21 protein-coding genes are annotated in these 18,809 nt (G+C 69.5%); 9 read left to right on the forward strand and 12 right to left on the reverse strand.

The window, feature by feature from the left end; translation table 11 throughout:
- Positions 1 to 217: 217 nt before the first annotated feature.
- Positions 218 to 865: a GNAT family N-acetyltransferase gene (locus ACIBEJ_RS40465; RefSeq protein WP_397188245.1), complete on the reverse strand. Its 648-nt coding sequence runs from the start codon at positions 863 to 865 to the stop codon at positions 218 to 220.
- A gap of 103 nt (positions 866 to 968) precedes the next feature.
- Complete coding sequence (locus tag ACIBEJ_RS40470) at positions 969 to 2,252, reverse strand: pyridoxal phosphate-dependent aminotransferase (protein ID WP_397188246.1); 1,284 nt, start codon at positions 2,250 to 2,252, stop codon at positions 969 to 971.
- A gap of 79 nt (positions 2,253 to 2,331) precedes the next feature.
- Between ACIBEJ_RS40470 and ACIBEJ_RS40475 the strand changes: the two genes are divergently transcribed.
- A complete protein-coding gene (locus ACIBEJ_RS40475; protein WP_397188247.1) occupies positions 2,332 to 3,267 on the forward strand; it encodes a LysR family transcriptional regulator in 936 nt (311 codons plus the stop codon).
- A 10-nt stretch (positions 3,268 to 3,277) separates the two neighbouring features.
- A complete protein-coding gene (locus ACIBEJ_RS40480; protein ID WP_397188248.1) occupies positions 3,278 to 3,949 on the forward strand; it encodes a ribonuclease HII in 672 nt (223 codons plus the stop codon).
- On the opposite strand, the gene ACIBEJ_RS40485 is transcribed toward ACIBEJ_RS40480, so the two are convergent.
- The 3 genes from ACIBEJ_RS40485 to ACIBEJ_RS40495 form a co-directional block, all read right to left on the reverse strand.
- Positions 3,946 to 5,205 carry an FAD-binding oxidoreductase gene (locus ACIBEJ_RS40485; protein WP_397188249.1) on the reverse strand — a complete coding sequence of 420 codons (1,260 nt, stop codon included), beginning with the start codon at positions 5,203 to 5,205 and terminating at the stop codon, positions 3,946 to 3,948. The genes ACIBEJ_RS40480 and ACIBEJ_RS40485 overlap by 4 nt on opposite strands.
- Positions 5,206 to 5,208: 3 nt before the next feature.
- Positions 5,209 to 5,634, reverse strand: coding sequence for a carboxymuconolactone decarboxylase family protein (locus ACIBEJ_RS40490; protein ID WP_397188250.1), 426 nt, complete (start codon positions 5,632 to 5,634; stop codon positions 5,209 to 5,211).
- 137 nt (positions 5,635 to 5,771) lie between these two features.
- The gene (locus ACIBEJ_RS40495) at positions 5,772 to 6,251 is read right to left on the reverse strand and encodes an RrF2 family transcriptional regulator (RefSeq protein WP_397188251.1); all 480 of its coding nucleotides are present in this window, start codon (positions 6,249 to 6,251) and stop codon (positions 5,772 to 5,774) included.
- Between the two features lie 56 nt (positions 6,252 to 6,307).
- On the opposite strand from ACIBEJ_RS40495, the gene ACIBEJ_RS40500 reads away from it, so the two are divergent.
- The gene (locus ACIBEJ_RS40500) at positions 6,308 to 7,552 is read left to right on the forward strand and encodes an LLM class flavin-dependent oxidoreductase (RefSeq protein WP_397188252.1); all 1,245 of its coding nucleotides are present in this window, start codon (positions 6,308 to 6,310) and stop codon (positions 7,550 to 7,552) included.
- On the opposite strand, the gene ACIBEJ_RS40505 is transcribed toward ACIBEJ_RS40500, so the two are convergent.
- Positions 7,549 to 7,935 (reverse strand): SCO5389 family protein, encoded by a 387-nt coding sequence (locus ACIBEJ_RS40505; RefSeq protein ID WP_397188253.1) that lies wholly within the window; start codon positions 7,933 to 7,935, stop codon positions 7,549 to 7,551. The genes ACIBEJ_RS40500 and ACIBEJ_RS40505 overlap by 4 nt on opposite strands.
- 88 nt (positions 7,936 to 8,023) lie before the next feature.
- Positions 8,024 to 8,950 (reverse strand): ATP-binding protein, encoded by a 927-nt coding sequence (locus ACIBEJ_RS40510; protein WP_397188254.1) that lies wholly within the window; start codon positions 8,948 to 8,950, stop codon positions 8,024 to 8,026.
- Between the two features lie 69 nt (positions 8,951 to 9,019).
- Between ACIBEJ_RS40510 and ACIBEJ_RS40515 the strand changes: the two genes are divergently transcribed.
- A complete protein-coding gene (locus ACIBEJ_RS40515) occupies positions 9,020 to 9,493 on the forward strand; it encodes a tetratricopeptide repeat protein (RefSeq protein WP_397188255.1) in 474 nt (157 codons plus the stop codon).
- Here the strand turns inward: ACIBEJ_RS40515 and ACIBEJ_RS40520 are convergent.
- A complete protein-coding gene (locus ACIBEJ_RS40520) occupies positions 9,490 to 10,875 on the reverse strand; it encodes an LCP family protein (RefSeq protein ID WP_397188256.1) in 1,386 nt (461 codons plus the stop codon). The genes ACIBEJ_RS40515 and ACIBEJ_RS40520 overlap by 4 nt on opposite strands.
- Before the next feature lie 125 nt (positions 10,876 to 11,000).
- Between ACIBEJ_RS40520 and ACIBEJ_RS40525 the strand changes: the two genes are divergently transcribed.
- Positions 11,001 to 11,705 (forward strand): class I SAM-dependent methyltransferase, encoded by a 705-nt coding sequence (locus ACIBEJ_RS40525; RefSeq protein WP_397188257.1) that lies wholly within the window; start codon positions 11,001 to 11,003, stop codon positions 11,703 to 11,705.
- A 21-nt stretch (positions 11,706 to 11,726) separates the two neighbouring features.
- Positions 11,727 to 13,160 (forward strand): MFS transporter, encoded by a 1,434-nt coding sequence (locus ACIBEJ_RS40530; RefSeq protein WP_397188258.1) that lies wholly within the window; start codon positions 11,727 to 11,729, stop codon positions 13,158 to 13,160.
- Positions 13,161 to 13,477: 317 nt separating this feature from the next.
- Here the strand turns inward: ACIBEJ_RS40530 and ACIBEJ_RS40535 are convergent, their stop codons facing one another.
- The 3 genes from ACIBEJ_RS40535 to ACIBEJ_RS40545 form a co-directional block, all read right to left on the reverse strand.
- Positions 13,478 to 14,095, reverse strand: a complete 618-nt coding sequence (locus ACIBEJ_RS40535) for a hypothetical protein (RefSeq protein ID WP_397188259.1) — start codon at positions 14,093 to 14,095, stop codon at positions 13,478 to 13,480.
- Positions 14,096 to 14,758 (reverse strand): hypothetical protein, encoded by a 663-nt coding sequence (locus ACIBEJ_RS40540; protein WP_397188260.1) that lies wholly within the window; start codon positions 14,756 to 14,758, stop codon positions 14,096 to 14,098. It abuts the gene before it with no gap.
- An 89-nt stretch (positions 14,759 to 14,847) separates the two neighbouring features.
- On the reverse strand, positions 14,848 to 15,849 hold the full coding sequence (locus tag ACIBEJ_RS40545) for a polyprenyl synthetase family protein (protein WP_397188261.1): 1,002 nt from the start codon (positions 15,847 to 15,849) through the stop codon (positions 14,848 to 14,850).
- Positions 15,850 to 16,147: 298 nt separating this feature from the next.
- On the opposite strand from ACIBEJ_RS40545, the gene ACIBEJ_RS40550 reads away from it, so the two are divergent.
- From ACIBEJ_RS40550 to ACIBEJ_RS40560, 3 genes are read left to right on the forward strand one after another with little or no spacing between them, the layout of a single operon-like run.
- Positions 16,148 to 16,420, forward strand: coding sequence for a hypothetical protein (locus ACIBEJ_RS40550; RefSeq protein ID WP_397188262.1), 273 nt, complete (start codon positions 16,148 to 16,150; stop codon positions 16,418 to 16,420).
- Positions 16,421 to 16,434: 14 nt separating this feature from the next.
- Positions 16,435 to 16,833: a VOC family protein gene (locus ACIBEJ_RS40555; protein WP_397188263.1), complete on the forward strand. Its 399-nt coding sequence runs from the start codon at positions 16,435 to 16,437 to the stop codon at positions 16,831 to 16,833.
- A complete protein-coding gene (locus ACIBEJ_RS40560) occupies positions 16,820 to 17,806 on the forward strand; it encodes a serine hydrolase domain-containing protein (protein WP_397188264.1) in 987 nt (328 codons plus the stop codon). Before ACIBEJ_RS40555 ends, ACIBEJ_RS40560 begins: the two co-directional genes overlap by 14 nt.
- A 123-nt stretch (positions 17,807 to 17,929) precedes the next feature.
- Here the strand turns inward: ACIBEJ_RS40560 and ACIBEJ_RS40565 are convergent, their stop codons facing one another.
- Positions 17,930 to 18,790 carry a LysR family transcriptional regulator gene (locus ACIBEJ_RS40565; protein WP_397188265.1) on the reverse strand — a complete coding sequence of 287 codons (861 nt, stop codon included), beginning with the start codon at positions 18,788 to 18,790 and terminating at the stop codon, positions 17,930 to 17,932.
- Positions 18,791 to 18,809 lie beyond the last annotated feature (19 nt).

Consider the following 18,809-nt stretch of genomic DNA (forward strand, 5'->3'; position numbering starts at 1 on the left):
TTTGTTACCAAATGATAGATCCATACTTGCCTAACACATAGGCATGAGCCAATTCGTTAACCGAAGCGTTGATTCGCCGTTGATCCGGTGTTGAGCCTGGCCGGTGATGCTGGTAGAGCAGCGGGCATGGCCCCAATACGGGGGCGGCCGTGCCCGTCCCCATAGATATGAGGGCCCCGCCCTGATATGTCGGGCGGGGCCTTGGTGGATTTGGTTGCTATGCGGCGGCCTCGACCAGTCCGAGCCTGAGTGACAGGCGTTCTCGGACCGCGGGCCATTCTGAGTTCAGGATCGAGTAGAACGCGGTATCTCGGACCGTGTCGTCGGCGCCTCGGCTTTCCGCTCGCCGCACCCCGTCGAAGTGTGCGCCGAGGGCCTCGATGGCGGCCCGGGACCGTTCGTTTCTTACATCTGCCTTGAGCGTGATGCGGTGGACGTTCCAGGTGTCGAAGGCGAGCGAGAGCATGAGGTACTTGCTCTCCCGGTTCACACCCGTGCCTTGGGCCGAAGCGGCCAGCCAGGTGAAACCGATGTCCGCCACGGACGGGACGTCGCCCACCGCTCCGCGTGCACCCGGCGGCCAGGGCATGGGGCCCTGCCAGTACTCCAGGTTCATCAGACGGGTGGCACCGACCACACGGTCGGTGTGCAGCCACCGGATGGCGAAGGGCATCGTGCGGCCCTCCGCCTGCTCAGCCAGGGCGGCCTCCACATAGGAGGCAACCTCGTCCCGGCCATGCGGGACGCGAGTGAAGGCGTAAGTGGAGCGGTCTTCACTCGCCGCTGCGGTCAGCTCATCGACCGCCGCGAGGCTGAGAGGTTCCAGGCGCACGAAGCGCCCGGACAAGGTGACAAGAGCGGGCATGAGCACATGATGAGGGCTGCTGTGCCCACCTGTAACCACGTGGCGCGTGTCAACATTCGCGGCTTGCGGAAAACAGGGTGTTTTCGCAGGTCAAGCTGGAGAATCAGCCCAAAGATTCGCCCAACTGTGACACCAGCGAGCGGTGCCGTTCACGTGGCCGCCGCACCGACAGTTCTTTGAGGCCCATGAGCAGGTGATCGAGGCTGCCGGAGATCCACGGCAGGCACAACGGGTCGGCCGAGGTGAGGGCGGTCAGCCGCTCCTCGGCGGTGTCCCCGTAGAGAAGGCTCGTGGCCACCCGTACGCGCGCCGCCGAGGGGTCGTCCCCGAAGGCGTGACCGGGCAGGACGCCGATCCCGTGCTCGTCCAGCAGGATCCGCGTGACCTCGGCGGAGCCGCCCAGCCGCAGGTGGCCGAGGTCCGGGTAGAGGTAGAAACCGCCCTGCGGCTTCGCCACCGCGCAGCCGGCCTCGACGAACCGGTCGTAGACCGCCCGCGAGACCACCGCGTGCAGCCTGCGGCTCTGGTTGACGCGTTCGACCAGCTCGGCGGGCTCGGTGAAGGCGTAGGCGGCGGCCTCCTGGACCGGCGCGGCGGGAGCCGACCAGATCTCGCTGGCCACCGCGAGCAGCCGGCTGCGCAGCGCGGCGGCGCCGCCTGGCAGCCGGGCCACGCCGATGCGCCAGCCGCCCAGAGCCAGGCTCTTGCTCAGCCCCGTCGTGATGACCGTCCGCTCGGGCGCGAGATCGGCCGGAGAGGTGTACGGCAGCGCCGTGTCGTGCAGCAGATCCCGGTAGATCTCGTCGGAGATGATGACCAGGTCGAGCTCGCGGGCGACCTTCACCAGCCGGTGGATGGTCCGCGGCGACGCGAGCCGCCCGGTGGGGTTGTCCGGCAGCGTCACCAGCACCGACCGAACGGTCCTGCCCTGGGTGCGCGCGTGCAGCACGGCCGAGACGAGCCTGTCGGGATCGGGCGCCCCACCCTCGCCGGGGGGCGCCGGGACCATGATGGGCTTCGCGCCGACCAGGTCGGCCTGGGCCGCGTAGCTGACCCAGCTCGGCGCGGTCATCACGATGTCGCCGCCGAGCGCCAGGATCATGCCGTACAGCAGGGACTTGCTGCCTGGCCCGCACACCACGTGGTCGGGGTCGGTCGCCAGCCCTCGCCTGTTCCAGTAGCCCGCCGCCGCCTCGCGCAGCTCGGCCGCCCCCGCGACCGGCCCGTAGCCGTTGCGCTCGGATGCGGCGACCAACCTGTCGCGCAGCGCCGGGTGGACGGGCAGCCCCGCCTCGCCGAAGGCGAGGTTGAGCACGCGTTCCCCGGCGCGTCGTCTTCGCTCGATGTCCTCGTTGGCCGCCAGCGTGGCGGAGAGGGTAACTGTCATGTTTGTCACGTTCCCAGCGTGGTTGGATAGAGGCATAAGTACAAGCGAGGCTTCATGTGGGTAGGCATAAGGAAGTCCGATGCTCGATCTGCGCCGTCTCACCTTGATCTGCGAGTTCGCCCGAAGGGGCAGCATCGCCGCGACCGCCACCGCGCTCGGATACAGCCCGTCCGCGGTGTCCCAGCAACTCGTCGCGCTCGAACGGGAGGCCGGCACCGCGCTGCTCGACCGCACCGCGCGCAGTGCCGAGCTGACCGACGCGGGCCGCCGGCTGGTGGCCCACGCCGAACGCATCCTGGCCATGGTCGAGGAGGCGGAGTCCGACCTGTCCGCCCAGGCGGGCACCCCGGCCGGGCGCGTGGTCCTGACCGCCTTCCCGACGGCCGCGGTCGCCTTCGCGCCCGCGCTCGCCCGCACGCTGCGCCGCCACACCGAGCTGTCGCTGCGGCTCGGGCAGAGCCGTTCCGGCCGGGGGATGCGCGAGGTGCAGGCGGGCGAGGTCGACATCGCGCTCATCGACGACTGGTACGGCAGGGCCCGCGACAGCGACAGCACCCGGGTCTTCCCCCTCCTGCACGACCCCCTGGTCCTGGTGGTCCCGCGCAAGCACCGGCTGGCCGATCCCGACATCCCCCTCGACCTGGCCGAACTGCGCGACGAGCCCTGGATGGCGACCCCGGACGGCGAGCCGTCCCGCCTGGCCGTGGACCGCCTGTTCGTGGACGTGGGCGGCACCAAGCCGACGCCCTGGGAGTTCGAGGGGCTGGGGACGATCCTGTCGCTGGTGGCCAAGGGCATCGGGATCGCGGCGGTCCCGTCGCTGGCGCTGGCCGCCGGGGTGCGCGGGATCGCGGTGCGCTCCTTCCCCGGCGACCCGGTCGGCAGGGACGTGCACGCGGTGGCCCGCACCTCCAGCGTCCACCGGCCGTCGGTGTCGGTGACCCTGCGGGCCATCCACGTGGCCGCCCGCTACATCGCGGCGGATCTGGAGCAGTTGCGGCTGGCCGAGCGATAACCTCACCCGCATGGCGCCCACCTACGACATCGAGCGGCAGTTGCTCGCCCTGCCCAGCACCCGCCTGGTCGCGGGCGTCGACGAGGTCGGCAGGGGCGCGTGGGCGGGGCCGGTCACCGTCTGCGCCGTGGTCACCGACCTGTCCGAGCCGCCGGCCGGGCTGACCGACTCCAAGCAGCTCACCCAGCGCCGCCGCGAGGGCCTCATCGGCGAGCTGGAGTCGTGGGCCGCGGGCATCGGCTTCGGCGAGGCGTCCCACGCGGAGATCGACACGCTGGGCATGACCGAGGCGCTGTCGCGGGCGGCCAGACGGGCGCTGGAGTCGCTGCCGGTGCGTCCCGACGCGGTCATCCTCGACGGCGCCCACGACTACATCGGCCCGCCCTGGCCGGTCCGCCTGGAGGTCAAGGCGGACGCGGTGAGCGTCTCGGTGGCCGCCGCCTCGGTGCTGGCCAAGGTGCGGCGGGACGCGTACATGGGCACGATCGGATGCGACGACTACGGTTTCGCCGACAACGCGGGCTACCCCTCGCCGGTCCACCTGGCCACGCTCGCCGAGCGCGGCCCCACGCCCCACCACCGCCTGTCCTGGTCCTACCTCGACGACCTGCCGAAGTGGCGTCACCTGAAGCGCTACCGCGACCCGCTCGTCGGCGAGGGCCAGGAGTCCCTGTTCGGCTAGATCGGGTAGTTGGCCCGGAAGACGCCGTGCGGGTCGCGCCGCCGCTTGATGTCCCGCAGCCGCTCGTGGGCGCGCGCGCCGAACGCCTGCGCCGCCTTTTCGCCGGGCTTCAGGAAGGTGTACGGCTTGCGCCCCTCCGCGCCCAGCGCGGCGGCCAGCGCGATCTCCTTGCCCTCCACGTCACCGGTGCCCGGGATGCCGAACATGTACAGCAGGTACGGATCGGCCACCGGTCCCGCCGCGCTGTCCGACGGCCGGGAGAGCGCTCCGCCCAGGTGCCGGATCTGCACGCTGAGCAGCGGGTCGATGGGCTCGCTCAGCAGGGCGGCCGCGTGCTCCAGGCTCGGCAGCAGCTCGGCGTGCGACTGGCCGGGGCTCGGGTCGGTCGGCTCCTGCTCGATGGAGCCGAGCTCGTTCACGGGCAGCCCGGCCCGGCTGTCGGAGATCAGCCCGCCGATCGCGTCGAAGGGCGCCAGCAGCGCCCTGGCCTCACGCTCCGGGCCCAGGTAGGTGGAGTCGAGCGCCACAAACGGCGGGGCGCCGGGGAACTTCAGCAGGTCCAGCCACACGGTCAGCTCGTCGGGCGCCACGTCCGTCACCCGCAGGAACGCCTCCAGCACCGCCGGGGCCCGCTCGGCCGGCCACAGCAGGCGCCCGCCGTACAGCTCGGGGGCGGGGTGCAGGTCGAGCTCCAGGGCGGTCACGACCGCGAAGTCGCCGCCACCGCCGCGCAGCGCCCAGAACAGCTCGGGGTCGGTCTCGGCGCTCACCCGGCGCGGCGCGCCCTCGGCGTCGACGATCTCCAAGGCTCGCACGCTGTCGGCGGCCCAGCCCCACTTACGGCTGAACCAGCTCAAACCGCCGCCGAGGGTGTAGCCGGTCACGTTGACGGCGGGGGTGCTGCCGGCGAGCCCGGTCAGGCCGAGCGGGGCGGCGGCGTCGAGGAGCCTGCCCCACTTGACGCCCGCGCCGACCCTGGCCACGCGGCCGTCCAGGGTGAGCTCGTCCAGGCGGGAGGTGCGCAGGAGGATCGTGCCCTCTGTGTCGCCGCTGGCGCCGTGGCCGCTCGGCTGGGTGGTGACGGTCAGGCCGTTGCCGGCCGCGTGACGGACCAGCGTGGCCACGTCGGCGGCGTGCGCGGCTTGGGCGACGGCCAGGACGGGTTGCTCGATCGCCAGGTTCCAGGGCTTGGACGCCTGCTCGAAGGCGGCGTCGCCGGGGCGGAGGATGGGGCCGTCGAAGTTCGGGATGTCCATGGTTCAGGCTCCTGCGGGGTTGCGAAGGGTGACGTTGACGCGGTTCCAGGCGTTGATGGCGGCGATGGCCATGACGAGGGCGGCGAGCTGCTTCTCCGAGTAGTGGTCGGCGGCGGCGTCCCAGATCTCGTCGGGCACGCCCGCCGGGTTGTCGCTCAGGCGGGTGGCGGCCTCGGCCAGGGCCAGAGCTGCGCGCTCCTCGTCGGTGTAGTACGGAGCCTCCCGCCAGGCGGCCACCGACCAGAGGCGCTCGTCGCTCTCGCCGGCCTTCTTGGCGTCGCGGGCGTGCATGTCTACGCAGAAGCCGCAGCCGTTGATCTGGCTGACCCGCAGGCGCAGCAACTCCAGGGTGCTGTGGGGGACGTCGCTGCCGTTCACGTACTCCTCGACGCCCAGCAGGCCCTGGTAGCCGGCGGTCCCGATCCTCATTCGTGCCTTCATATTCTCGTCTTTCTGGATGTTCAATATCTAGAATTCTTGCGCGGAAAGTGCGTGCAGATGCCCGCGCGGATGCCCGTTCAGACGTCCGCTCAGACGTCCGCTCAGATGCCCGCTCAGGTGTCCGCTCAGATGCCCGCGAACCGCGCCCGGGTGCCCTCGCCGGCGCCCGGGTGCTTGCGCTCCACGGTCGCGGCGATGTCGGCGACGGTCGTGCCCGCCAGCGACCTGCGCCAGGCCAGGTCGGCCTGCCGCATGGCGAGCGACACCTCGCAGTGCGCGCGGTAGTCCACGTCGTCGCGACCGCCCGGCCCCTTGCGCAGGATGCCCTCGCAGCGGAACGCGTCCTCGCCGCCCTCGATCGCGGTCACGATGTCGAGCAGGGTGATCCGGTCGGGCCGCCTGGCCAGCTTGAAGCCGCCGCGCGGGCCCGAGGTCGAGGTGAGGATGCCCACCTTGACCAGGGCCTGGAGCTGCTTGTTGAGGTAGGCGGCGGGCAGGTCGTAGAAGGCCGCGAGCTTCTTGGCCGTGACCGCCTCGTCCCGGTCGAGCCACGTCATGTTGACGCAACTGTGCAGCGCCCACTCGACGCCCTCGTTCATCCGCATATTCTGGATACTAGACCTCCAGAATGTGGGTGTGCAACCCGGTTAGCATCGGAGGGGTGCGTATCGGGATATTTCTGGTCGCCGCCCAGTTTCCCGGGCAGGCGGCCGGTCCGGCATTGGCCCAGGTTGTGGAGTGGATCGAGGCCGCCGAGGAGGCCGGGTTCGACGACGTGTGGATCGCCGAGCACCACTTCATGTCGTACGGCGTGTGCCCCTCGGCCACCACGCTCGCGGCGCTGGCCTTGGGCAGGACGCGCCGCATCGGCGTCGGCACTGCGGTCAGCGTCCTGTCGGCCTGGCACCCCGTCGCTCTGGCCGAGCAGGCGGCGATGCTGCACCACCTGTCCGGCGGGCGGTTCCGGCTGGGGGTCGGGCGGGGCGGGCCGTGGCTGGAGCTGGAGGTGCTCGGGACCGGGGTGGAGCGCTACGAGCGCGGGTTCGCCGAGTCGCTGGACCTGCTGTGCGCGGCGTTGTCGGGGGAGCGGGTGGCGGCGGACGGGGAGTTCTTCCGGTTCCGCGAGGTGGAGATGGTTCCGGCCGCCCGGATGCGGCCGGTGGTGGCCTGCACCTCACGGGCGACGCTGGCGCTGGCGGCCGCGCGGGGGTTGCCGGTGCTGCTGGGCATGCACGTGGGCGACGAGGAGAAGGCGACCCTGTTACGCGAGTACGCGTCCCTGTCAGCCGGCGGGGACACCGTCTTGTCGGACGGCGGCGACACGGCGTTGTCAGGCGGCGCCTCGGTTCGGAGCGGCAGAGGCGCGGTGTTGCCGGGCGGCGGCAGCGCGGCCTTGTCAGGCGGCGGGGGCGCGGACCTGTCAGGCGACATCCCGGTTCGGGGCGGCGGCGACACGGCCTTTCCGGGCGACGTCCCGGTTCGGGGAGGTGGGGGCGTGGTGGTTCAGGGGGGTGGGGGTGGTTTGGGGGTGGGTGGGCATGTGGCGGCGGTTGTGGGGTTTGTGGGGGATTCGACCGAGCGGGCCGTCAACGAGCTGAAGGCGGCCATGCCGCGCTGGCTGGAGCCTGGTCTGGCGGGATACGTGCCGGTGGACGGCCGCGAGCGCCCACCCCGCGATATCGCGAAATATGTGGACTTCTTGACCCGGGTGCACCCGGTGGGCGACCCCGACCTCTGCGTCGAACGGATCCGCCGCACCGCCGAGGTCACCGGCCTGCGCCACCTCATCCTCATGGTCGAGGGCGGCGGCCCGGAACGCACGCTGGACAACATCCGGCGCCTGGGCCGGGAGGTGCTGCCGAGGGCCCGGCGACCGACACCGCCGGGCCCCGCTCCGGCCGGCTAGCAGTCCACCAGCTCCGGCTTCTGGTTGAGGATCTGCGCCCTGGGGCTGACGAACTCGGCGAGCGCCTTCTCGGCCGACGGGTCGAAGACGGCGACCCGGTGGCAGTTCTGGAAGGCGAGCCGTACCCCGAAATGACGCTCCAGGGCGCCGCGCATCGAGTCGCTGGCGAGGCAGCGCAGGAGCTGGCCCCGCGCCTCCTCCGACGGCGGCGGTACCTGGTTGTCGGCGTACTCGGCGCCGCTCTGACCACGCTGCTGGACCAGCTCGCTGATCACCGACCAGGCGTAGGGCAGGGAGTCGCGCACGCAGGCGACGAAGGCCGCGTCGTCGACCTCCCCGGCACGGGCCCGATCGAGCAGATCGTTCGGAACGGTCAGCGACATGCTGTCTCCTCACTATGGAAGAAAGGGATCTATCTGACGCTAGGTGAGAGCCTGGAAGGGCCCAAGATGGCGGGAGGGGGACAGTCGTCTACTGGGCCGGGCCGTACACGAAATCGGGGTCGATCTGTGCGGCGAGGTCGAGACCGGTGCGCTCGTTGGCCCACGCGCGGGCGTTGCGCAGGTGGAACTCGGCCGTCTGACGGCCGAACCGCGCCCAGTCCTTGGGCTGCGCGTCGAGCTGCTTCAGCAGTACGGCCAGCGCGTCGAGGTTGTGGCTCTCCAGATCGGCCAGCGCGAACGGCCGCCCCTGCTCCAGGGCGCGCACGGCGGGCGAGTGCTCCATCCAGGTCAGCAGGTCCTCGCCCACGTGCGCGCGCAGGAACTCGACGTCCCCGGGATCCTGCACCTTGTTGCCGACGACCGCGATCGGGACGTCGAAGTCGGCGGCGTGGTCGCGGTACTGCCGGTAGACGCCGACCCCCTGCCGGGTCGGCTCGGCGACGAGCACGGTCAGGTCGAAGCGGGTGAACAGCCCAGAGGCGAAGGAGTCGGCCCCGGCGGTCATGTCGACCACGACGTACTCGCCGGCCTCGTCCACGAGGTGGTTGAGCAGGAGCTCGACCGCGCCGACCTTGGAGTGGTAGCAGGCGACGCCGAGGTCCTCCTCGCCGAACGGGCCGGTCGCCATGAGCTGCGGGCCCTCGGGCGTCGGCACCGTGTAGGGCAGGTCCTCGAACGTCAGCAGCCGCGAGCCGCGCCCCGGCGGGGTGGTCTTGACCATGGCCTCGGCGGAGGGGATGCGCGGGTTGTCGCCGCGCAGCAGGTTCTTGATCTCGGTGAGCCGGGCGCCGAGCGGCTCCGGCTGGGTGTCGAGGCCGAGCACGAGCGCGAGGTGCTGGTTGATGTCGGCGTCGACGGCGACGACCGGGCTGCCCTGGCCCGCCACGTACCTGGCGAACAGCGCGGACATGGTGGTCTTGCCGCTGCCGCCCTTCCCCACGAATGCCACGCGCACGCCGGAGCCTCCTCTGGTTATGAAAACCGTTTCCGTTCTCGGGTGGGCTCATCATGCCACACTGCGGCCATGAGAGAGGAAGCTTTGGCGCGAGTCGCGGAACTGAACCGAGAGGGCAAGCTGGAGGAGGCGCAGGCGGCGCTGGTGGAGTTGTCGGCCGCGTATCCGGACGATCCGGACGTGGCGCGGGAGACGGCCTACGCGCACGACCGCCTCGGCCTGGAGCGCGAGGCGGTGCCGTACTACGAGAAGGCGCTTGAACTGCGGGCCGACGACCGGCTCGGGGTGTTCACCGGGTTCGGCAGCACGCTGCGGGTGCTCGGCCGCTACGACGAGGCGCTGGAGGCGCTTGAGCGCGGGCTGGCCGAGTTCCCCGGCGATCCGGCGCTGCGCGCCTTCCGCGCGATGGCGCTGCACAACAAGGGAGCCCACCGCGAGGCGGTGAGCGCCCTGGTGAAGCTGGTGTCCGAGGGCGAGCAGGCCGGCGGGTACGGCCGCGCGCTCGCCTACTACGCCGACAACCTCGACCTGGTCGTGCCCTAACCGCAGCTCTCGTCGAGGGCGATCGGGCGGTCGGCGCTCGGTTCCTGCGTGGCCGTCGGCCGCTCGCCCGGCGCGGTGGCGGTCTTGTTCGCCGGGCGGTCGGCCAGCGCCTGCTCGACCTTCCGCCTGATCAGCCCCCAGTCGGGGTAGGCGGTGCTGATCAGCGGCGGCACGAAGCTGAGGCTGCGGATCCTGGTGTCCTTGACCTTCTGGGCCAGATCGACCAGGGCCGGCAGCAGGCTCTGCGGGATGTCGGTGGAGATGGCCCGTTTGGTCGCCGTCGCCAGGCTCTCGAAGCTGTTGAGCACGGTCATCGGGTCCGCCTGCTTGGCGACCGCGTTGAGCAGGCACTTCTGGCGGCCCATGCGGACGTAGTCGTCGCTGTCGGTGCGCGAGCGGCCGTACCAGAGCGCTTCCTCGCCGGAGAGCTTGCGGGTGCCGGCGGGCAGCAGGCCCTCGCGGTACTTGCCGTAGACGATGGGTTCCTTGATGGTGACCTTGACGCCGCCCATCGCATCGACGATCTGCGCGAAGCCGTACATGTCGACCATCGCGTAGTAGTTGACCGGGATGCCGAGAATGCCGCTGAGGGTCTGCTTCAGCAGCGTCGGGCCGCGGTGGCCCTTCTGCACGCCGGGGGTCATCTCCGGGTAGTCCTCGGCGTACTGGAAGACCTCGTTGAGCAGGCCGGGGGTGTACGGCGGCTCGCCGCTGAAGCCGTACGGGAAGCGCTGGCGGGCCGGGCCTGGGGGCAAGGGCACGTTCTCCAGGTTGCGCGGCAGGCCGAGCAGGGTGGTGGCGCCGGTGGAGACGTCCACGCTGGCCACGGTCATGCTGTCGGTGCGCACGCCCGGCCGGTTGGCGGCGGCGTCGGCGCCGATGAGCAGGATGTTGACCCGGTCGGCGCCGTTCCAGGGGTCGGCGGCGACGACGGGGGCGGTGTTCGTGTTGTTGAACAGGCTGGTGACCACGTCGCGCGAGACGTAGGCCAGCCGGGCGGCGTACGCGGTCGGGGCGACGACCAGGACGCACAGGACGACGGCCAGGATCGTGGTGGCCTTGCGGGCGGCGGTGTCGGAGGCGGCCGGCCGTACCAGGGCGTAGGACCAGATGATCACCGTGCTCCAGGCGACGGCGATCGCGATCAGCGTGATCGTCAGCGTGGTCAGCCAGCTCGGCTGGACCGCCAGCGACAGCAGGTGGCTGCCCAGCACGGTGATCATGGTCAGCACGGTGGCGAGCAGGAGCGCGTAGACGGCCATCAGCGCCAGACCGGTGCGCCGGCGGCCGGTGGCGAGGTGCGCCACCCCCCACAGCAGGGCCGAGCCGAAGGTCAGCGCGATGCTGGCGCCGAGGCTGAACTCGCGATCTCTGGCAGCCATCCCCTGTCAACCCCCGTCTTGAGCAGATCCATCTCAGATTAGTAACGGTTTAGGGATGATTAGGACAAAATCGGGATTGTGGCGGGTCAATTCACGGCAACGGAGGCTTGCGATATAACGTGAGTGTGAGACGTGGAAAATATGGATTCGACGCGCCGTGGTCCTTCGCAGGGCTGGTCGTGGGAGCCGTTGCGCTGCTGGCTCTCACGATCGTCTCCTTCGCCTACGACGTGGCGCCCGCGGGCGTCGCCTTCCTTCTCGGGGGTCTATATACCCTGGCCAGCGCGTTCAGCTACGCGTACACCACGCGCAAGGGCAAGTTCGAGGTCTGGGCCGGGGAACTCGACGACCTCGACGGCGGCGAACGCGTGCTCGACCTCGGCTGCGGGCGCGGCGCCGTGCTCACCGCGGCGGCGCGCCGCCTGTCCAAGGGGTACGCGACCGGGCTCGACCGATGGCCGTCCGGCAACCAGGTCGCGGTCACCCGCGCCAACGCCGAGGCGGCGGGCATCGCGGACCGGGTCGAACTGGTCACCGGTGACCTGCGGGCACTGCCGTTCCGCGGCGACAGCTTCGACGCCGTCGTCTCCAGCCTCGCCCTCCACCGCATCGCCACCGCCCAGGGCCGCGCCGACGCCGTGCGCGAGGCGTACCGGGTGCTCGCGCCGGGCGGCCGGATGCTGATCGCCGACTTCCAGCGCACCGAGGAATACGAGGCGGTCCTGCGCGGCCTCGGCGCCGCCGACGTGCGCCGGCGCGACCTCGGCTGGCGCTTCTGGTACGGCGGGCCGTGGTTCGCCACCAGGATGGTGGAGGCCTACAAACGGTGATCCGGGGTACCGGTCTGCCTCATGAGCGGCGTTGAGACCGGCACCATCACCACCAAGGTGCCCGCCAGGCTGGACCGGCTGCCCTGGTCGCGCTGGCACTGGATGATCGTCATCGGCCTGGGAACCGTCTGGATCCTGGACGGCCTGGAAGTCACCATCGTGGGCAACCTCTCCGCCCAGCTCGCCAAACCCGGCAGCGGCCTGGACATCACCCAGGCCCAGGTGGCCGGGCTCGCGGCCGCCCTCTACGTGGCCGGCGCGTGCTCGGGCGCGCTGTTCTTCGGCTGGCTGACCGACCGGTTCGGGCGCAAGAAGCTCTTCATCATCACCCTGCTCGTGTACCTGGTCGCCACGCTCATGACGGCGTTCTCCTTCAGCGCGTGGTGGTTCTTCCTGTTCCGCTTCCTGACCGGTTTCGGCATCGGCGGCGAGTACGCCGCGATCAACTCCGCCATCGACGAGCTCATCCCCAGCCGGCACCGGGGCCGCATCGACATCCTCATCAACGGCAGCTACTGGCTCGGCGCCGCCGGCGGCGCCCTGCTGACCGTCCCGCTCCTCAACGACCTGCCGGTCAACATCGGGTGGCGCGTGGCGTTCGGGCTGGGCGTGGTGCTCGGCCTGGCCATCCTGCTGGTACGCAGGAACGTGCCCGAGAGCCCGCGCTGGCTGTTCATCCACGGGCGGGAGGAGGAGGCCGAGCGGATCGTCGGCGACATCGAACGGCAGGTGGACCGCGACCTGCCCGAACCGTCCGAGTCGATCACGATTCACCAGCGCAAGTCGATCGGGTTCATCCGGATCGCGCACACCATGGTGGCCCTCTATCCGAAGCGGACCGTGCTCGGGTTGTCGTTGTTCATCGGGCAGGCGTTCCTCTACAACGCGATCACGTTCGGGTACGCGCAGATCTTGTCGACCTTTTACCAGATTGATACCTATACGGGGTATTACTTCGCGGTGATCGCGGTCGGGAACTTCCTCGGGCCTCTGCTGCTTGGGCCCCTCTTCGACACCGTCGGCCGGATCCCGATGATCTCGGCTACCTACATCGGGTCAGGGGTGTTGTTGCTGGCCACGGCCTGGATGTTCAACGAGGGGATGCTGACGGCCGTCACGCTGACGGCTTGCTGGTCGGTGGTGCTGTTCGTGGCTTCGGCTGGGGCCAGTTCCGCCTATCTGACGGTCAGCGAGATCTTTCCCATGGAGACTCGGGCGATGGCCATCGCGTTCTTCTTCGCCATCGGGACGGCGGCGGGCGGGATCGCGGGGCCGCTGCTGTTCGCGGCGCTGGTGGAGAGCGGCGTCCCGGGCGACACGGCGTTGGCCTTCGCGATCGGCGCTATCCTCATGATCATCGCCGGGCTGGTCGAGTTGATCTTCGGCGTGAAGGCCGAACGCCAGAGCCTGGAACGCATAGCCACCCCCCTATCCGCCCACCCACCCACCAAGTAACCCCACCCCTCACCCCTCACCTCTCACCCCTCACCCCTCACCCCTCACCCCTCACCCCTCCCACCGCGCCGCCCTCACCGCGCCCGCCTTGTCCTCACCGCGCCGCCTTACGGGACCGACCCCTTGTGGGCGCCCGCCCCCAACCCGCGCCCTTGCGCCGTACTCATCCCATCCCGCGCCCTTGCACCCCGCGCGCCCCGACCGCCCACTCTCCCGCTACGCGCCTTGCGCCTTGCGCCTCGCGCGCTGCGCCCACACCCCGCGCCTCCGCCCCAACCCGTGCCCGGAGGCTGCGCCGCGTACCTGGTCGGGGGTGGTCAGAGGAGGCGGGGGAGGGCGGGGCGCATGACGCGGAGGGCGGCGCCGGCGTCGGAGAGGTACAGGTGGGGCACGTCCACGAACACCCGCATCGGCCCCTGGTCCAGGCCGAGACTCCGCGCCATCTCGGCCTGGACGTCCGCGAGCGGCAGGTAGTTCAGATAGCTGGTGAACGCGTTCTGCGACCGGAACGTGGCCGTCATCAGGAGCCGCTCGTCCCTGATCCGGAAGGCCAGCCCCGTCAGGCAGGGCACCGAGTCATAAGGCTCGCCGGGAGTGGTCAGCGAGATCCAACCGCTCTTGCTGTACGGCCGCGCCCGCAGCAGATCCGCGGCCCAGGTGAGCTGGCCCTTGATGCGGGCGCCATAGCTGTACTTGAAGGGCTCTACGATCGTGTCCTCCGTGAACTTCCTGGTGTAGAGGGCCAGCTTGGCGGCATCGCCGTACCGCTCGACGATGGGGTCGACGGGGCGGGGGCTGGTGATCTCGACCAGGACGGGCGGGCCCTCGATGACGGGGCCGCGGTCGTCGTCGGCCGGTACTCCGGTTATCCAGACATGGCGGATCAGTCCGATCCACGCCTCCCCACATGACGCCCATTGCACTGGGCTGTCCATCTATGTCTCCAAATTCGGGAACTTGTAGGGGTTGTGGGGGAGCCGGCGTCTTCTTGTCACGTTGCAACGCACGTAGTAGATCGAGTAGTGGACCAGGGCGACGAGCAGGATGCTGGTCAGCAGCAGAAGCAGGTTCGGGTACGTCCTGGACAGGCCGGTCACGCCCACCGTCAGGTAGGCCGAGTTGACGATGGCCATCATCATGACGTTGATGCCCGGCCAGGTCAGCGGCGCGTACGTCTCGGGGAAGCGCGGGTCGACGGGCAGGTTGGGCGTCCAGTCGAGCTCGTCCTTCAACTGCGCCGTGTACAGCAGGCGGAAGTTGTTGATGGCTCTGGCCGTCCTGCCGTGCGCGTTGACCGCTTCGATCAGCCGCAGGAACGGCAGCACCCCCAGCAGGCCGAACGCGGCCACCAGCGCGAAGAGGTACGCGGGGACGGTCTGCCAGGTCGTCAGATCGTGTGGATTGACGACCTTGGCACTGGTCAGCGCGATCGTGGCGAGGAACGGCACCGACAACAGGCTCATCGCGAGCCTGGTCATCTTGAGCCGTTCTTCCTTCGCGGCCAGGTGAACCTGGTAGATGCCGCTGAAGTCCACGGCGGCGAGTTGGAGGAATTGGGTCGCTTCGAGCGGCCCCGGTGAGGGGGATGACTTCCGCATGAGCGTGCTCCTGGATGGCCCGGTGAACCCCAGTATGAGCACACTTTCTGGAATTTGACTGGCTTTCCTGCCAATCATTCCAACAAATCTCAACTCATCGATGTCAGTGCAGGTCGGTTGATGGTTCTGATGATTGTGTCGATGTATGAGGTGGGCAGAGAGCGGAGGATTCCGGCGATCTCGGGGTTGCCGATCTCGGGCAGCGCGGCGAGGGCGTCGTCGGCCAGTCCACGGCAGTATTCGATGGTCGTCTCGATCATTTTGGTCTGGCGGAGTCGGGTGAGGATTTCGGTCACCTGCTCATCCGACATACCTCTTTGTAGCGATATATCACTGTTTGTGAGGAAATTCGCTTTTGCGAGGATCAGCGGGAGGCTGTAGACGCCCTGCTTGAGATCGTTGCCCGCGGGCTTGCCGAGTTGCTCGCTGGTGGCGGTCAGGTCCAGGAGGTCGTCGAGGATCTGGAAGATCAGGCCGAACCGCTCGCCGTACGCGGCCATCCTCGCGCGCTCCTCCGCGGAGGCCCGCGCGCAGACGGCGGCCACCAGGCAACTCGCGCGGAAGAGCGCCGCGGTCTTGCCGGTGATCGAGCGCAGGGCGCTCGCCTCTGTGCGGTGCGGGTTGTAGAGGTCCGTGGTCTCCAGGTACTGGCCTTCGGCCAACTCGACCACGGTGGCCGCCAGTACTTCGGCGACCGGGCGCGAGACCGACGTGATCGCGGCCAGTCCGGCTCTGGCCAGCATGAAGTCACCGATCACCAGGGCCTTGCCGTCGCCCAGGTCGGCATTGAGGGTCGCGGCGCCGCGGCGTTCCGTGGCGCGGTCCATCAGGTCGTCGTGGACCAGGGAGCCCGCGTGGATCAGTTCGATGCAGGCGGCGGCGGTGATGACCCTTCTGTCGGGGGTCTTGCCCAGGGCCAGGGCTGTGGCGAGGGTCAGTGCGGGTCTCAGGCGCTTGCCTCCGGCGTTGATCACACGGGAGGCTCCGGCGTTGATCCCCGGCAGGGCCGAAGAACCGCTCAGGCGCTCTACGCGCGTCTCCACTTTGCGGAGGCCGTTGGTGATCGCCGGGTTTCGCAGCAACTGATCCATACATCCAGACTGCGTCGTGGTGGCTGTGCCGTACCTGAGAGATGCTGAGCTTTTTCTCAGGAGACCCACCAACCCCACAGACCGTCATCCCACGGTCCGTTGTTCTGGAGTCGGTCATCCTGCGGTCTATCCGCCCGTGGTCCGTCATCCTGGGGTCGGTCAGCCCGGGGTCCGTCGGCTCGCGGGATGTCAGCCCGTGGTCCGTCAGTCCGTGGTCCGTCGGTTCGGGGGAGGTCGTGCTGCGGTCGGTCGTCCTCTGGGCCGCCACAGGACGAGTTGCCAGGCCGGGGTGTGGACGGTGAGGCTGGCCGACCGCGAGCCGACCGTGACCGTCCGCAGCGAGACCGCTTTGCAGGCATTTCTCCTGCCGATTCTCGACACGGACGAGGCCATCGTGGCAATCGAGCGGGTCAAGGCGCGGGCGCAGAAACGCCTGGACCGTCTGAAAAGCCTCCCGCCGGTCGGGGAGAACCCCAAGTTCGGCATGTACGCGCTGCGCCTCGGCCTGGCCCAGGCGCGCGCGACGATCGAGTGGGCCGACGAAACTCGCCACACGCTGCGCACCAAATAGGCCATGATCTACCGATGATCGGTCATATCGGAGTCAACGTTCCCGACCTCGAAAGCGCTCGCACCTACTACGACGCGCTGATGCCCTTGCTGGGGTTCGAGAAATATCTGGATATGGCCGATCAGTTCGCGTTCCGCCCGGCAGGGGGCAAACCGGGCGCGTACCTCTTCTTCTACCCCGCGCTCAAGGACGGCGCCTACAGCCGGCACCAGACCGGGTTGCAGCATCTGGCCTTCATGGTCAAGAGCCGGTCGGCGGTGCGGGCGGCGCATGCCTGGGCGATCGGGATGGAATGCGAGATCCTCCAGAAGCCCCGAAATTTCCCCGAATATCCGCCGCCCTACTATGCGACGTTCTGGCTGGATCCGGCGGGGATCATGCTGGAGGCGGTGTGCCACCATGACCGGCCTTGACTCTCACACCGTGTCAGATGGGACGGTTGTCCCCATGACTGAGCTTGCTGAACGCGTCGACCAGGTCATCCGCGACGGTCGCGCGCCCGGACTGCATGGCCTTGTGGTGATCCGTGGCGGCGAGACGGTCCTTGAACGTTATGGCCAGGGCGAGGATTTCAAGTGGAACGATTCGATCGGCCACGTGGTCTTCGACCGCGACACCCTGCACGACATCCGGTCGGTGACGAAGAGCATCACGGCCCTGGTGTACGGCATCGCGCTCGGCAAGGGCCTGGTGCCCGATCCGGACGAGTCGCTCATGGCCGCCTTCCCCGAGTACCCGGACCTGGCCGATTCCAAGCGGAACCTCACCGTCGCCCACGCGCTGACCATGACGCTCGGCCTGGAATGGGATGAAAGCGTCCCCTACACGAGCCCGGCGAACAGTGAGATCGCCATGGAGATGGCGCCGGACCGCTACCGGTACGTCCTGGAACGTCCCTTCGTCGTCGAACCCGGCACCCGCTGGGACTACTGCGGCGGCGCCTCCGCCCTCATCGGCCGGTTGATTGTCAAGGGCGTCGGCACGACTTTGGACGCCTTTGCCAGGGACACGCTGTTCGATCCGCTCGGGATCTCGTTCGAGTGGATGGCGGGGGAGGACGGCGTGGCGTCGTCCGCCTCCGGGCTGCGGCTGGCGCCGCGCGATCTGGCCGCCATTGGGCAGCTTGTGCTGGAGGGCGGGCGGGGTGTCGTACCTGGAGAGTGGATCATGCGGATGCTCACGCGGCACGTCAGGCGGGAGGACGGGTCGGGGTACGGGTACCAGTGGTACCTGGGCGACGGGTGGTTCGCCGGGTTTGGGAACGGTGGGCAGCAGCTTTTCGTCGTGCCGGAGAAGGAACTGGTCGTCGCCACCGCCGCCGGGGATTATAACGATTTCGCCCAGTCGAGTGCCGCCGCCGTCCTGGATGCCGTTCTCAGCGAATGACCACCCTTGGGAACGCGTCGTCTTCAGCGAACGACAGTGCTTCCGCACGCGCTGGTCTCTCCGGGTGACCCGTCGAGGGAGGGTGCTGGTCTTAGCGGATGATTGCTTGGGAACGCGACGTTCTCAAGGGGTGACCGCGTTTTGGAAGGCGGCCACGGCGGCGAGGATCGCGGGGTGCTGGCCGTACCCCTTGCGGAAGGCGACGAGCGTGCGGCGGGACAGTGGCAGCGGGGTGAGGCGGACGCCGGGCGGCGGCGACTGCGCGGCCAGTCCGGGCACCAGCGCGACGCCCTGACCTGCGGCGGCGAAGGCGAGGACGGTGTCGAAGTCGTCCACGTGGTGCCGCACGTGCGGCTCGAACCCCGCCGCCTGGCACGCCCGGATCGCCATCGTGTGGCAGAGCGTGCCCGGTTTGCTCATGATCCACGGATCGTCGCGGGCGTCCCTGATCGAGGGCCGGTCGGTGAGGTACATCGGCTCCTCGAACAGCGGCTCGGCACAGATCCCCAGATCCACGACAGGCGGCACGAAGTCGTATTCGTGCACCAGCGCCACATCCAGCTCCCCCGCACGCAGCGCGGCCGACACGTCGGCCGGATCGATCTCCGACACCATCGGCTCCAGCGCCGGATGCGCCGCCGCGAGTTCGGCGAGCGCGCGCGGCAACAACACCCTGGCCGCCGACGGGAACGCGCCGATCCGCAGCGGCCCGCCCGGCCCGCCGCTGAGCGCGGCGAGCGCCGCCGTCGCACGTTCCAATTCCTCCAGTACGGCATGCGCATGCGTCACCAGCACCTGCGCTGCCGGGGTCAGGCTCACCGTGCGGCCCGTGCGTTCGAGCAGAGGCAGCCCGGCCTCCCGTTCCAGGGCGCTGAGCTGCTGGGACACGGCCGACGGCGTGAAGTTGGCGGCTTCGGCGACGGCGGCGATGGTGCCGCGCTGGGCGAGTTCGCGCAGGAGGTGAAGCTTGCGGGGATCGAGCATAAGACGAGCTTAATCTGAA

This window comes from Nonomuraea sp. NPDC050790 (genome assembly GCF_044456745.1).
Classification (GTDB): domain Bacteria; phylum Actinomycetota; class Actinomycetes; order Streptosporangiales; family Streptosporangiaceae; genus Nonomuraea.

Coding starts and splice junctions, on each gene's coding strand:
- ACIBEJ_RS40555 (WP_397188263.1), top strand. CDS start 16,435: ATGATCGGTCATATCGGAGTCAACGTTCCCGACCTCGAAAGCGCTCGC.
- ACIBEJ_RS40530 (WP_397188258.1), top strand. CDS start 11,727: ATGAGCGGCGTTGAGACCGGCACCATCACCACCAAGGTGCCCGCCAGG.
- ACIBEJ_RS40520 (WP_397188256.1), bottom strand. CDS start 10,875: ATGGCTGCCAGAGATCGCGAGTTCAGCCTCGGCGCCAGCATCGCGCTG.
- ACIBEJ_RS40560 (WP_397188264.1), top strand. CDS start 16,820: ATGACCGGCCTTGACTCTCACACCGTGTCAGATGGGACGGTTGTCCCC.
- ACIBEJ_RS40490 (WP_397188250.1), bottom strand. CDS start 5,634: ATGAGGATCGGGACCGCCGGCTACCAGGGCCTGCTGGGCGTCGAGGAG.
- ACIBEJ_RS40465 (WP_397188245.1), bottom strand. CDS start 865: ATGCCCGCTCTTGTCACCTTGTCCGGGCGCTTCGTGCGCCTGGAACCT.
- ACIBEJ_RS40505 (WP_397188253.1), bottom strand. CDS start 7,935: ATGTCGCTGACCGTTCCGAACGATCTGCTCGATCGGGCCCGTGCCGGG.
- ACIBEJ_RS40565 (WP_397188265.1), bottom strand. CDS start 18,790: ATGCTCGATCCCCGCAAGCTTCACCTCCTGCGCGAACTCGCCCAGCGC.
- ACIBEJ_RS40480 (WP_397188248.1), top strand. CDS start 3,278: ATGGCGCCCACCTACGACATCGAGCGGCAGTTGCTCGCCCTGCCCAGC.
- ACIBEJ_RS40515 (WP_397188255.1), top strand. CDS start 9,020: ATGAGAGAGGAAGCTTTGGCGCGAGTCGCGGAACTGAACCGAGAGGGC.
- ACIBEJ_RS40485 (WP_397188249.1), bottom strand. CDS start 5,205: ATGGACATCCCGAACTTCGACGGCCCCATCCTCCGCCCCGGCGACGCC.
- ACIBEJ_RS40475 (WP_397188247.1), top strand. CDS start 2,332: ATGCTCGATCTGCGCCGTCTCACCTTGATCTGCGAGTTCGCCCGAAGG.
- ACIBEJ_RS40535 (WP_397188259.1), bottom strand. CDS start 14,095: ATGGACAGCCCAGTGCAATGGGCGTCATGTGGGGAGGCGTGGATCGGA.
- ACIBEJ_RS40540 (WP_397188260.1), bottom strand. CDS start 14,758: ATGCGGAAGTCATCCCCCTCACCGGGGCCGCTCGAAGCGACCCAATTC.
- ACIBEJ_RS40545 (WP_397188261.1), bottom strand. CDS start 15,849: ATGGATCAGTTGCTGCGAAACCCGGCGATCACCAACGGCCTCCGCAAA.
- ACIBEJ_RS40495 (WP_397188251.1), bottom strand. CDS start 6,251: ATGCGGATGAACGAGGGCGTCGAGTGGGCGCTGCACAGTTGCGTCAAC.
- ACIBEJ_RS40470 (WP_397188246.1), bottom strand. CDS start 2,252: ATGACAGTTACCCTCTCCGCCACGCTGGCGGCCAACGAGGACATCGAG.